The sequence below is a fragment of the Mesorhizobium sp. M0478 genome (assembly GCF_040321305.1).
In the GTDB taxonomy this organism is placed as follows: domain Bacteria; phylum Pseudomonadota; class Alphaproteobacteria; order Rhizobiales; family Rhizobiaceae; genus Mesorhizobium.
The window spans coordinates 156,213-169,068 of record NZ_JAMYRH010000010.1 but is presented as its reverse complement, the minus strand read 5'-3'; the positions used below and the strand labels follow the sequence as shown (position 1 = coordinate 169,068).

At 63.1% G+C, this 12,856-nt stretch carries 9 protein-coding genes; 5 read left to right on the top strand and 4 right to left on the bottom strand.

What is annotated here, in order from left to right:
• Window positions 1-63: 63 nt before the first annotated feature.
• Window positions 64-1,398, bottom strand: coding sequence for a dicarboxylate/amino acid:cation symporter (locus NKI64_RS22925; RefSeq protein WP_502901391.1), 1,335 nt, complete (start codon window positions 1,396-1,398; stop codon window positions 64-66).
• A 232-nt stretch (window positions 1,399-1,630) separates the two neighbouring features.
• On the opposite strand from NKI64_RS22925, the gene NKI64_RS22920 reads away from it, so the two are divergent.
• From NKI64_RS22920 to NKI64_RS22910, 3 genes are all read left to right on the top strand, one after another.
• A complete protein-coding gene (locus NKI64_RS22920; RefSeq protein WP_352670126.1) occupies window positions 1,631-3,490 on the top strand; it encodes a sensor histidine kinase in 1,860 nt (619 codons plus the stop codon).
• A complete protein-coding gene (locus tag NKI64_RS22915; protein WP_023730992.1) occupies window positions 3,487-4,836 on the top strand; it encodes a sigma-54-dependent transcriptional regulator in 1,350 nt (449 codons plus the stop codon). The genes NKI64_RS22920 and NKI64_RS22915 overlap by 4 nt, the downstream gene beginning before the upstream one ends.
• Before the next feature lie 184 nt (window positions 4,837-5,020).
• Window positions 5,021-5,368, top strand: coding sequence for a hypothetical protein (locus NKI64_RS22910; protein WP_032885862.1), 348 nt, complete (start codon window positions 5,021-5,023; stop codon window positions 5,366-5,368).
• A 17-nt stretch (window positions 5,369-5,385) separates the two neighbouring features.
• Here NKI64_RS22910 and ggt read toward each other — a convergent pair whose 3' ends face one another.
• From ggt to NKI64_RS22895, 3 genes are all read right to left on the bottom strand, one after another.
• Window positions 5,386-7,125 carry a gamma-glutamyltransferase gene (ggt, locus tag NKI64_RS22905; RefSeq protein ID WP_352670123.1) on the bottom strand — a complete coding sequence of 580 codons (1,740 nt, stop codon included), beginning with the start codon at window positions 7,123-7,125 and terminating at the stop codon, window positions 5,386-5,388.
• Window positions 7,126-7,265: 140 nt separating this feature from the next.
• A complete protein-coding gene (rhaI, locus tag NKI64_RS22900; RefSeq protein ID WP_352670120.1) occupies window positions 7,266-8,558 on the bottom strand; it encodes an L-rhamnose catabolism isomerase in 1,293 nt (430 codons plus the stop codon).
• A 107-nt stretch (window positions 8,559-8,665) separates the two neighbouring features.
• Entirely contained in the window at window positions 8,666-10,768 is a 2,103-nt protein-coding gene (locus NKI64_RS22895) for a bifunctional rhamnulose-1-phosphate aldolase/short-chain dehydrogenase (protein ID WP_023741261.1), read from the bottom strand.
• A gap of 183 nt (window positions 10,769-10,951) precedes the next feature.
• Between NKI64_RS22895 and NKI64_RS22890 the strand changes: the two genes are divergently transcribed.
• Both NKI64_RS22890 and rhaS read left to right on the top strand, forming a co-directional pair.
• A complete protein-coding gene (locus tag NKI64_RS22890) occupies window positions 10,952-11,755 on the top strand; it encodes a DeoR/GlpR family DNA-binding transcription regulator (RefSeq protein WP_023669662.1) in 804 nt (267 codons plus the stop codon).
• Window positions 11,756-11,803: 48 nt separating this feature from the next.
• The gene (rhaS, locus tag NKI64_RS22885; protein ID WP_023669661.1) at window positions 11,804-12,799 is read left to right on the top strand and encodes a rhamnose ABC transporter substrate-binding protein; all 996 of its coding nucleotides are present in this window, start codon (window positions 11,804-11,806) and stop codon (window positions 12,797-12,799) included.
• Window positions 12,800-12,856 lie beyond the last annotated feature (57 nt).

The window sequence follows — 12,856 nt, the reverse complement described above, 5'->3', positions numbered from 1 at the left end:
AAAACAAAAGGCCGCAACGGGCGAACCGGCTGCGGCCTTGTGGCGAACGTCTGCGTTCAGTAATCAGGCGGGCTGCAGATCGCCCGACAGCGCCAGGTCGGCTTCCTCGGACAATGTGCCGGCCATGGCGGCGGCGAACTTGGTCTGGTCGAGTTCGCCTTCCCAGCGCGCCACAACGATCGTCGCCACTGCATTGCCGACGAAGTTGGTCAGCGCCCGGCATTCCGACATGAAGCGGTCGACCCCTAGGATCAGCGCCATGCCGGCAACGGGTACCGTAGGCACGACAGAGAGCGTGGCGGCCAGCGTGATAAAGCCGGCGCCGGTGATGCCGGCGGCACCCTTGGAGCTCAGCATGGCAACCAGCAGCAGCAGAATCTGGTCGCCATAGGTGAGCGGCGTATCGGTCGCCTGGGCGATGAACAGCGCCGCCAGCGTCATGTAGATGTTGGTGCCGTCGAGGTTGAAGGAATAGCCGGTCGGGATGACCAGGCCGACCACCGAGCGGTTGCAGCCGGCGCGCTCCATCTTGGCCATCAGGCCGGGAAGAGCGGCTTCCGAGGACGAGGTGCCGAGCACCAGCAGCAGCTCTTCCTTGATGTAGCGGATCAAGGCGAGGATCGAGAAGCCGTTGTACCAAGCGACAGCGCCGAGCACGACCAGCACGAAGAGCAGCGACGTCAGGTAGAAGGTGCCGATCAGAAAGGCGAGGTTGGCAATCGCGCCGATGCCGTATTTGCCGACGGTGAAGGCCATGGCGCCGAAGGCGCCGATGGGGGCGGCCTTCATCAGGATGGCGACCAGGCGGAAGATAGGCGAGGTCAGCGCCTGCAGGAAACCGACGACCGGGCGGCCGCGCTCGCCGACCAGAGCGAGAGAGATGCCGAACAGCACCGAGAAGAACAGCACCTGCAGGATGTCGCCTTGCGCGAAGGCGCCGGTGATGGTGTCGGGGATGATGTTGAGCAGGAAGCCGACGATGGTCGTGTCATGCGCCTTCTCGGTGAAGGTGGCGACCTTCGAGGGGTCGAGCGTCGCCGCATTGATGTGCATGCCGGCGCCCGGTTGGACGACGTTGGAGACGACCATGCCGACGACCAGCGCCAGGGTCGAAAAGACCAGGAAATAGATCATCGCCTTGCCGGCGACGCGGCCAACCTTTTTCAGGTCGGAGACGCCGGCAATGCCTGTGGTCACCGTCAGGAAGATGACCGGCGCGATCACCATTTTGACCAGCTTAATGAAGGCATCGCCGAGCGGCTTCAGCGAAGCACCGAGTTCGGGATAGAAATGACCGAGCAGGATGCCGGCGGCGATCGCCGTCAGGACCTGCACGTAGAGATGACGGTAAAAGGGTAGCTTGCCGCGCGGTTCGGCGGCAGCGAATGCTGGCTGCATGACGTCCTCCATGGCGCCCCGATCGAAAGCTCGACCTCCCGGGGCAAGTTGTTTCCGCAGCCTCGCGACTGCTGTACTGGTCACTGCAACTGCCGTGCCAGACTGAGCGGCATTACCGTATCCATTGATTTTGTTGGAGATCTTTGTCGACCGAGCTGGTGCGCCGCAACCGCAAGTGCGGACATCCGCATGACTGAATTGTGCTTTGTGCGAAATCATGCACAAATAGGGAATGCTGCAACGCCCTGCCGCGGTCCTGTCGCCGACGCCCGAGCAACTCGGCAAACGCGCGCGTCGCGCCTGGCTGCTGTTTGCGGCGATCGCGCTGGTGATCGTTGCCACGGCGCTCACCGGCGCCGGCCTCTACGCGCGCCGCGCCGAGGTCGCGGCACTGGCGGCGCAAGGCCGCACCGATGCCAATCTGAAGGTTGCGTTGCTGCGCGCCGTGCTGGAAAGCCCGCGGGCGCTGCCGCTGCTCTTGTCCGAGGACCAGCAGGTGCATGACGCCCTGCAGAACAAGGGCGCTGTCACGATCGACGTGCTCAACCGCAAGCTCGAAGGGCTGGTCTCCGGCACCAAGGCTTCGGTGCTTTACGTCACCGGCGTCGACGGGTTTGCGATCGCCTCCAGCAACTGGCGCGAAACAACCAGCTTCGTCGGCAACGACTATGGTTTCCGCGCCTATTTCTCCGGCGCCATGCAATCGGGAACGGCCGAATATTTTGCGCTGGGCAACATCAGCAAGCGCCCGGGCCTCTATATTTCGCGTCGCGTCGGCAATGCGGCGGCACCGCTCGGCGTCGTCGTCGTCAAGATGGAATTCGACCAGCTTGAAGCCGACTGGCATGAGGCCAACCGGCCGGCCTATGTCAGCGACGACCACGGCGTCGTGCTGATCACCAGCGTGCCGTCCTGGCGCTTCATGACCACCGCGCCGCTGACCGGCCCGGTGGCTGCCGCCATCCGGAGCAGCCAGCAATTCGGCAACGCGCCGCTGATCCCCTTGCCGATCACACGCCCCGAGGCATTGAGCCCTGACGTGTCGATGGTGCATGCGATAACACCGGGCGGCAGCGATGCCGAATATCTCAGGCTTTCGACACTGGTCCAATCGACGCCATGGCGGCTCGATTATCTCGTGCCGGTCGAAGCGCCGATCGCGGCTGCGGTGCGTGAGATGCGGCTGCTGGCGCTGGGCGTCGTGGTGCCGTTGCTGGCGCTGGCCGGCTACCTCCTGTGGCGCCGTCAGTCGGCGCAGATGCGCATCGCCGCCGAACAGGCAGCGCGCATCGAGCTCGAGCGCCGCGTCGTCGAGCGTACGCATGACCTCAGCCTGGCTCGCGACCGGCTGCAGGCCGAGATCACCGATCACCGCAGCACCGAAGCCAAGCTGCAGGTCATGCAGCAGGAATTGGTGCAGGCCAACCGTCTTGCTACCCTCGGCCAGGTTGCCGCCGGCGTCGCGCATGAGATCAACCAGCCGGTGGCGACCATCCGCGCCTATGCCGACAATGCGCGTGTGTTCCTGGAGCGCAAGCAGACCGCCTCGGCCGAGGAGAACCTTGGCGCGATTGCCGCGCTGACCGAGCGCATCGGTGGCATCACCGAAGAGTTGAAGGTCTTTGCCCGCAAGGGGCGCACGGCAGCCGAACCGGTCGAACTGCGCGGCGTCATCGAGGGCGCCGTGGTGCTGCTCAGAAGCCGCTTTGCCGGCCGGCTGGACGCGCTCGATATCACGCTGCCGCCGGTAACGCTCAAGGTGATGGGCAACCGGCTGCGGCTCGAACAGGTGCTGATCAACCTGTTCCAGAATGCGCTGGAAGCGCTGGACGGGCGCGACGGCGCCAGGGTGGAGGTTTCGGCCCAGGAGACGGCCGACGGCGTGGCGCTTGCCGTCGCCGACAATGGGCCGGGCATTTCGCCTGCCATCCTCAAGTCATTGTTCACGCCGTTCAACACCTCGAAGGAAAAAGGCCTCGGGCTCGGCCTCGTCATCTCGCAGGACATCGTCGCCGACTATGGCGGACGCATCGAGGTGGCGAGCGGCAGAGACGGCACGCGCTTTACCATTCACCTCGCCAGGGCAGCATGATGGACACCGCACCGGTCGTATTGATCGACGACGACAGCGAATTGCTGAGGGCCACGCGGCAGACGCTGGAACTCGCTGGTTTTTCCGTCTCGGCCTTTGCGGTGGCGGCCGAGGCGCTGGCCGGGCTCGACGCCAATTTTCCCGGCGTGGTGGTGTCCGACATCCGCATGCCCGGCATTGACGGCCTGCAGCTCTTCGACCGCGTCTTGCAGCTTGATGCCGACATTCCGGTAATCCTGGTCACCGGACATGGCGACATCGCGGTTGCGGTCAAGGCGATCAAGGATGGCGCCTACGACTTCATCACCAAGCCGTTCGCCGCCGACCGGCTGGCGCAAAGTGTGGCACGGGCGGCGGAAAAACGCCGGCTGGTGATGGAGAACCGCGCGCTGCGCGAAAGCGCCGAACAGGCGCAGGACGGCCTGCCGCTGATCGGCCAGACGCCGGCGATGGAGCGGCTGCGCCGCACGCTGCGGCAAATCGCCGACACCGATGTCGACGTGCTGGTGACTGGCGAGACCGGCTCCGGCAAGGAGGTGGTGGCGAGCCTGCTGCACCGCTGGAGCCGCCGCGCCAAGGGCAATTTCGTGGCGCTGAATTGCGGCACGCTGCCGGATACGGTGATCGAAAGCGAACTGTTCGGCCATGAGGCCGGCGCCTTCACCGGCGCACAGAAGAAGCGCATCGGCCGCATCGAGCATTCGAGCGGCGGCACGCTGTTTCTCGACGAGATCGAAAGCATGCCGGCCTCGACCCAGGTGCAGATGCTGCGGGTGCTGGAAATGCGCGAGGTGACGCCGCTCGGCACCAATGAAATCCGGCCGGTCGACCTGCGCGTCGTCGCCGCCGCCAAGGTCGATCTCGGCGATGCCAGCCGGCGCGGCGCCTTCCGCGAGGATCTCTACTACCGGCTCAATGTGGTGACGATCTCGATCCCGCCGCTGCGCGAACGCCGCGACGACGTCGCCCTGCTGTTCTTCTACTTCGCAGAGCGTGCAGCCGCCCGCTTCCGCCGGCAAATGCCAGCCGTGCCTGCCTCAGTGCACCGCCATCTGAGCCAGCACGACTGGCCGGGCAATGTGCGTGAACTCGCGCATTTCGCCGAGCGTTTCGTGCTGGGACTCGAGGAAGCGGCGCAAGCGCCACCTTCCGCCCCGGCGGAGCCGGATGACGCCAGCTCACTGCCGGAACGGCTGGAACGCTATGAAGCCAATGTCATCCGCGAGGCGCTTGGCCGCAATGACGGCGATGTCCGGCGCACGATCGAAGCGCTCGGCATTCCGCGCAAGACCTTCTACGACAAGCTGCAGCGGCACGGCATCGTGCGCAGCGATTTTTCCAGGTAATTCATTTTCCAGGCAATTCAGGCGTGTGGACCCGAAAGCAGGGTAGATTTTGTGAACCGGCGCAAAAAAACCGTGGCAAGTCGGCATCAGAAAGTGTTGAAGACCGCATCGGCGGCCTTCGGCACGGCGCGATCCGGTTGCGCTCGGCAGATGTTGATGATTTGTTGCCGTCAGCGGAGAATGAATGATGCGAGAACCTGTCGGTCAAGATGAATATGGATCGACCAACCCGTTCGATCCGGACGATCTGACGAATTTGAACGCGATCGGCCCGGCCATGGGCGGCGGCAACGACTTCGAGAAATACGCCGTTGCCGTGATCATCGTCTTCGGCGCGCTGATCATTGGCGGGCTGATGGCCGCTTCCATGACCTTTGGTCACCGGAACGGCTTCCTGTTTGCGCTTGGCGGCGCAACCGCGGCCTGGATATCGGGCAATGCGCTGCTCCTCGACCGTCCCCGCATCTACGCGGCGTTCGTCGTGATCGCGGCGCTGATGCTCGTCGGGTCGACGCTTACGCTCGTCCTCTGATCAATCTCTTGTTTTGATCAGTAGCCAATCGCCTCGCCGGATGCGGCGCGGCTGTCGATGGCGCCGTTGTAGCGGGCGCCGCCGCCCTTCTCGATTTCCGCCAGGCTCTTGCCCCCGACAAGAATGCCGGCCGCCTGACCCCAGGTAGAATCCGCGAGATCGAGGTGGTAGCCCATGCCGGCCAGCAGTTTTTCAGTGTCGGGCGACAGGCCGAAGGGTTCGACATAGATCGTGTCGGGCAGCCATTGATGGTGGATGCGCGATGCGTCGATCGCCTCCTGGATGTTCATGCCGTGGTCGATGACGTTGACGATGGCTTCCAGCGTGATGGTGATGATGCGCGAGCCGCCGGGGCTGCCGATAACCATGAACGGCTTGCCGTCCTTGGCGACGATGGTCGGGCTCATCGATGACAGCGGCGTCTTCTTCGGCTGGATAGCATTGGCCTCTCCCTGCACGAGACCGTAGAGGTTGGGCACGCCAGGCTTCTGGGTGAAATCATCCATCTCGTTGTTGAGCAGGATGCCGGTGCCGTCCGCGACCACGCCGGCGCCGAACGAGCCGTTCAGCGTATAGGTGATCGCGACCGCATTGCCGTCATCGTCGATGATCGAATAGTGCGTCGTTTCCTTCGACTCGCCGAAGCCCTTCGGCATCAAATCCTGCGAGACGCCGGCGCGGAACGGGTCGATCTTGTCGCGGATCTCCTTGGCGTAACCCTTGTCGAGCAGTTTCGAGACCGGATTGTCGACGAAATCGGGATCGCCGAGCGCCGAGTTGCGGTCCACATAGGCGTAGCGCATCGCCTCGACCATGACGTGCACCGTCTCGGCCGAGCCGGCGCCAAGATAGGACAGCGGGTAGCCCTCCAGCACGTTGAGGATTTCGCAGATGATGACGCCGCCCGAGCTTGGCGGGGGCGAAGAGACGATCTCGTAACCGCGATAGGTGCAGCTCACCGGTTGCAGCTCGCGTACCTTATATTGCTCGAAGTCTGCCTTGGCCAGAATGCCGCCCCTGGCGCCGCTCGCCTTGACGATGGCGCCGGCGATGGAGCCTTTGTAGAAGGCGTCGGCGCCTTTTTCGGAGATGGCGGCGAGCGAGGCTGCAAGATCGGGCTGGAGGAGACGCTCGCCGGCGCCATAGGGTTTGCCGTCCGGCTTCAGGAAGATGGCGGCGGCGGCAGGGTCCTTCGCCAGCCGTGCGGCATTGCTTGCGAATGAAGCAGCGTCGCCCTGGTCGAGGATGAAGCCATCCTTGGCATAGGCAATTGCCGGCGCCATCAAATCCTGGCGTGGCAGCGTGCCATATTTTTCACGAGCCATCTCGAACCCTGCCACGGAACCCGGTACGCCGACCGCAAGGTAGCCATCAAGGCTGGCGCCCTTCACCGGATTGCCGTCCTTGTCGAGATACATGGTCTTGGTTGCCGCCAGCGGCGCGCGCTCGCGGAAATCGAGGAAGGTCGATTTGCCGTCCTTGAAGCGGATGGTCATGAACCCGCCACCGCCGATATTGCCGGCATTGGGGTAGACGACGGCGAGCGCATAACCGACCGCGACCGCCGCATCGACAGCGTTGCCGCCCTTCTTCAGCACCTCGACGCCGACTTCCGACGCCAGATGCTGGGCGGTGACGACCATGCCGTGCTCGCCCTTCGCCGGTTGAGGCGAGGCGGCATGGAGCGCGCCGGATGGCGCGAGCGCAATTGCGAGCGAAAGGGTGACGCCAATCAGCGTCCGGCGGGTCAAGGGCATGGCGGTGCTCCAAGTGCAGTGTGCCTAGAAGACCTACATGGAGCGGCCGAGTCCATCATCAATATGAGCGAACATATATTGGTGTTCGCCTGCTGGCGGAGGCAAGCTGATCTCCCCCCTGTGGTGGAGACTAGCCAATCTCAAACAATCCCGCCTGAACCGGCCACAACCGCCGGCCGTTCCGCCGCGACCTTCGCCCGGTAGCCCGCCGCGCGATATGCGGCGACTGGATCAATGGCGCCGCCTGTGTTCAGCCGCGCCATGGCCAGGATCGGCTCGACATCGGTGCGGTAGGCAGCTTTCAGCGTCTGCGTCGCCATCAGCGCATCATTGCCGTCCTGAAAACCTTCGAGCGCCTTGCGGTCGACCAGCAGCGCCTGCGCATAGGCGCGCTGCACCTCGACTGCCGACAGCATCAGGCTTTCGATCGGGTCGGTGACGTTGTGGCTCTGGTCGAGCATGTGGGCGGGATCGAAACCCTCGGCGCCGGACAGCTCGGCATCGACCAGTTCGTTGAAGACCAGGAACAGCCGGTAGGGATCGATCGAGCCGGCATCGAGGTCGTCGTCGCCATATTTGGAATCGTTGAAGTGGAAGCCGCCAAGTTTCTTGAACTGGATCAGCCGCGACACGATCATCTCGATGTTGACGTTGGGCGCATGGTGGCCGAGGTCGACCAGGCAGTAGGCCTTGTCGCCCAGCTCCTTGGCGATCATGTAATTGGTGCCCCAGTCCTGCACGACCGTGGAGTAGAAAGCCGGCTCGTACATTTTGTGTTCGGTGAACAGTTTCCAGTCGGCGGGCAGTCCGGCATAGATCTCCTTCATGGCGTCGAGATAGCGCTCGAAGGCTTTGGCGAAATTGACCTGGCCGGGGAAATTCGAGCCGTCGCCGATCCACACTGTCAGCGCCCTGGACCCCAGCGTCTTGCCGATCTCGATGCATTCGAGATTGTGCTCGACGGCCTGGCGGCGCGTGCCGGCATCGGCATGCGAAAGCGAGCCGAATTTGTAGGAGAGCGTCTGATCCTTGGCATCCGAAAAGGTGTTGGAGTTCATGGCGTCGAAGCCGAGGCCGAAGCGCGAGGCGGCCTGCTTCAGCCGGTTCGGATCGGCCTTGTCCCACGGGATGTGCAACGAGACGGTCGGTGTCGCCTGCGTCAGTTGGCTGATGACGGCGCAGTCCTCGATCTTGTCGAAAATGTCGCGCGGCTCGCCGGCGCCGGGAAAACGGGCAAACCGCGTGCCGCCTGTGCCGACGCCCCAGGACGGAATGGCGACGGCGAATTTCTCGACCTTGTCGCGGATGGCATCGATGGCGATGCCGCGGCGGTCGAGGCGTTCGCCGAGAGAGGCGTAGTCGCGCTCGAGGTCGGGTTTGCGCTGGGCGTTGTGGCTGGAGACGAGATCGGCGGCGACGATGGTTTCGGACAAGTGCTATTCCTCCCAATGCGTTCAGTCAGCGCTGCCCCTCATGCGGCCCTTCGGGCCACCTTCTCCCCTTATAGTGACGGGGAGAAGAGAAGCGCTCCGCTCTTAACTCAGCGCGTAAAGCTCTGCGCGTTGCCGGCGTCGACGTTGATGATGTTGCCGGTGGATTTGGCCGACATGTCGGAGGCGAAGAAATAAATCGCTTCGGCAATGTCTTCGGGAAACACCGAGCGCTTCAGCATCGAGCGCGAGCGGTAGTGTTCTTCGAGGTCGTCGGTCGACATCTTGTAGGCGGCGGCGCGCTGTTCCTTCCACTCGCCGGTCCAGATCTTCGAACCGCGCAGCACGGCGTCCGGATTGACGACATTGACCCGGATCTGGGCTTCGGCGCCTTCCAGCGCCAGGCAGCGAGCGAGATGGATTTCGGCGGCCTTGGCGGTGCAATAGGCGGCGGCGTTGGGCGACGCCGCAAGACCGTTCTTGGAGGCGACGAAGACGACATTGCCGCCGATCTTCTGGGCGCGGAACAGCCGGAAGGCTTCGCGCGAGACCAGGAAATAGCCGGTTGACAATATGTCCATGTTCTTGTTCCACAGCGCCAGCGTCGTCTCCTCGATCGGCGCCGAGGAGGCGAGGCCTGCGTTGGAGACGAGAATATCAATGCCGCCGAACTCGACGGCTGTCTGGGTGAAGCCGGAAATCACCTGCTCCTCCGCGGTGACGTTGATCAGCACCGGCCGGACGAAGTCCTTGCCATAGGCTTTCGCCAGTTCGTCGTTGGCGCTGGCAAGTGCGGCCTCGTCGATATCGGCCAGCACGACGCAGGCGCCTTCGCGCAGCAGCCGACTGGCGGTGGCGCGACCGATGCCGCCGGCGCCGCCGGTGACCAGCGCGATTTGGCCGGCGAGCGACTTCGGCTTCGGCATGCGCTGCAGCTTCAAATCCTCGAGCAGCCAGTATTCGATGTCGAAGGCCTCCTGCGCCGGCAGGCCGACATAGGACGAAACGGTCGAGGCGCCGCGCATGACATTGATGGCGTTGACGTAGAATTCGCCAGAGATGCGGGCGGTGGCCTTGTCGCCGGCGAAGGTGAACATGCCGACGCCGGGCATCAGGTAGACCACGGCATTGGGGTCGCGGATCGGGGGCGAGTCCGGATGCTTGCAGCTGTCGTAATAGGCCTGGTAGCCGACACGGTACTCAGCAATATCGTCGGCGAGGCGCGCAATCACGGCTTCGACGTCGGGCTTCGCTGGGTCGAACTCGATAACCAGCGGGCGAATTTTTGTGCGCAGGAAATGATCCGGGCATGAAGTGCCGAGTGCCGCCAGCGGGCGCAAATCCCTGGAGTTGACGAATTCGAGCACGGCGGCGGAATCGTCGAAATGGCCGAGCTTGTGGCTCTTCTCCGAAATCAGGCCGCGTATTCTCGGCATCAGTCTTGCCGCGGTGGCGCGGCGCTCAGCCGCGTCCAGCGATTTGACGACTTCGCCGCCGAATATGGCGAGCCCCTCGGAGCGGCGCTCGAACCATTCGATCGCCTGGTTGATGACCGAAATGGTCGTTTCGTAGCATTCCTTGGGTGTGTCGCCCCAGGTGAACAGGCCGTGGCTTTCGAGGATGACGCCCTTGGCCTCGGGGTGTTCGACGCAGAATTTCTCCAGCCACAGGCCAAGTTCGAAGCCCGGCCGCTTCCACGGCAGCCAGCCGATGGCGTCACCGAAGATCTCCTTGGTCAACGCCTTGGAATCCTTGGCAGCGGCAATGGCGATAATGGCATCGGGATGCATGTGGTCGACAAATGGCTTCGGCACATAGGCGTGCAGCGGTGTGTCGATCGAGGCCGCGCGTGGATTAAGGTTGAAGGTGCAGTGGGGAAGATAGCCCACCATCTCGTCCTCATGCGCGACGCCGCGATAAAGGCCTTTAAGCGCCTGCAGTTTGTCCATGTAAAGCGTGGCGAAACCGTCCAGCTTGATCGAGGCGCTGTCGCCGCCCGAGCCCTTGACCCATAGCACTTCGACTTCGGCGCCGGAGAGCGGGTCCTCCTGCCGGATCTTGGACGAGGTGTTGCCGCCGCCATAATTGGTGACACGCTTGTCGGAGCCGAGCGTGTTGGAGCGATAGACCAGAAGCTCAGGCTCGCTCAGCCCCTTGGCTTTCGCATCGTCCCAAAGGTTGGCAAGGCGCGAGCCGGAGCGCTTGTCGAGCATGATTATCCTCCCTGGGACGCAAAAGGCGCGGTCCATTTTGCCGGAAATGTCTACGCAAGCATCTCGGTTGTCAATCATAAACGATCAAGATCGATCATATTGCACTGCACAATGAAATTATATGAGCGGAAATGATTGACACTGGTGGTTTTCTAGTGCCTCATGACCATGCAGGGAGGAACCATGCACGAAAAAGAGCGCCACAGGATCATTCTGTCCGCCGTCCAGGAAAAGCCTGTGGTGACGGTGCAGGAGATGGTCGACCTGACGGACTCCTCCGAGGCGACGATCCGGCGCGATATCGCGGCTCTTCATGTGCAAAAGCGCCTGCGCCGCGTGCGCGGCGGCGCCGAAGCGATCTCGCCACCGCAGTTCATCGGCCTCGCCGGCCGGCCCTTTTCCGTCAACGAAACGCTTAACGCTTCGCAGAAGCGTGCGATTGCGCGCGAAGCGGTGGAGTTGTGCAAGGACGGCGAGCCGATCATCATCAATGGCGGCACCACCACCTTCCAGATGGTGCATTTCCTGACCGGACGCCGCATGCCGATCTTCACCAATTCGTTCCCCATCGCCGAGCACCTGCTCAAGCATTCGAAGAACACCGTCATGCTGTCGGGCGGCACCATCTACCGCGAGCAGAACATCATCCTCTCGCCCTTCGACAATGACGTGACGCGTAATTTCTACGCGCGCCGCATGTTCATGGGCGCTCAAGGGCTCGGGCCGCTTGGCCTGATGGAAGGCGACCCGCTGCTGATCCAGGCGGAGCAGAAACTGATCGACCAGGCCGACGAACTGGTGGTGCTGGTCGACTCATCGAAATTCCGCCAGCGCTCGAGCCTGATCCTGTGCGGGCTCAAGCGCATCGCCACCGTCATCACCGATGACGGCATCGAGGATCGCGAAGCCAACATGCTGGAGGCCGCGGGTGTGACGCTGATCGTCGCCCGCAAGTCGGCAAAGGAAGAATCCTCGCTGCAGGCCTGAGGCCAACCGCAGCGACGATGGAATGCAACGCTCAAGGGAGGAAATACGATGAGCTTTCTGAAGAAATTGATGGTGACGGCCGCGTTCTCGGCCGCCATGTTCGTGAATGCCGCCTATGCCGAGAACGTCAAGATCGCGCTGGTGGTGAAGTCGCTCGGCAACGGCTTCTTCGACGCCGCCAACAAGGGTGCCGAAGAGGCGGCCAAGGAACTCGGCGATGTCGACATCATCTACACCGGCCCGACCAAGGCGACCGCCGAAGCGCAGATCGAAGTGGTCAATTCGCTGATCGCGCAGAAGGTCAACGCCATTGCGATTTCGGCCAATGACGCCGACGCGCTGGTGCCGGTGCTGAAGAAGGCGATGGAGCGCGGCATCACCGTCATCTCGTGGGATTCGGGCGTCGCCAAGGAAGGCCGCCAGCTGCACCTCAACCCGTCCGACACCGGCCTGATCGGCGAGACCATCATCAAGCTTGCCGCCGACTATCTGCCGGAAGGCGGCGAAGTCGCCATTCTGTCGGCTTCGTCGACCGCGACCAACCAGAACGCCTGGATCGACGCGGCCAAGAAAATCCTGCCGGAAAAATTCCCCAAGATCAAACTCGTCGCCACCGTCTACGGCGATGACGATTCGGCAAAGAGCACCGACGAAGCCAAGGGCCTGCTGAAATCCTATCCGAACCTCAAGGCGATCATCGCGCCGACCACCGTCGGCGTCGTTGCCGCTGCCCAGGTCGTCACCGACGCGAACCTGATCGGCAAGGTCAATGTCACCGGTCTCGCGCTGCCGTCGGAGTTCAAGAAGTTCATCGACAACGGTTCCAGCCAGGCGGTTGCCCTCTGGAATCCGATCGACCTCGGCTACTCCGCCGTCTACCTCGCTCATGATCTGGCGGTGAAGAAGGAAGAGGCAAAGCCGGGCGCAACGCTGTCGATCGGCCGCGTCGGCAAGGTCACGCTCGATGACAGCAACTCGGCTGCGATGGCTCCGCCCTTCCAGTTCGACAAGTCCAACATCGAAAAGTTCTCCAAGATCTATTGATCTCGGACGTCTCGGACCAAGCGCGGCGGGACCAAAATCCCGCCGCGACTTTAAACG

What these genes read in the sequence shown, in the direction of transcription:
- rhaS (WP_023669661.1), top strand. Translation starts at nt 11,804, where the DNA reads ATGAGCTTTCTGAAGAAATTGATGGTGACGGCCGCGTTCTCGGCCGCC.
- NKI64_RS22890 (WP_023669662.1), top strand. Translation starts at nt 10,952, where the DNA reads ATGCACGAAAAAGAGCGCCACAGGATCATTCTGTCCGCCGTCCAGGAA.
- NKI64_RS22915 (WP_023730992.1), top strand. Translation starts at nt 3,487, where the DNA reads ATGATGGACACCGCACCGGTCGTATTGATCGACGACGACAGCGAATTG.
- NKI64_RS22925 (WP_502901391.1), bottom strand. Translation starts at nt 1,398, where the DNA reads ATGCAGCCAGCATTCGCTGCCGCCGAACCGCGCGGCAAGCTACCCTTT.
- NKI64_RS22920 (WP_352670126.1), top strand. Translation starts at nt 1,631, where the DNA reads ATGCTGCAACGCCCTGCCGCGGTCCTGTCGCCGACGCCCGAGCAACTC.
- NKI64_RS22895 (WP_023741261.1), bottom strand. Translation starts at nt 10,768, where the DNA reads ATGCTCGACAAGCGCTCCGGCTCGCGCCTTGCCAACCTTTGGGACGAT.
- NKI64_RS22910 (WP_032885862.1), top strand. Translation starts at nt 5,021, where the DNA reads ATGATGCGAGAACCTGTCGGTCAAGATGAATATGGATCGACCAACCCG.
- ggt (WP_352670123.1), bottom strand. Translation starts at nt 7,125, where the DNA reads ATGCCCTTGACCCGCCGGACGCTGATTGGCGTCACCCTTTCGCTCGCA.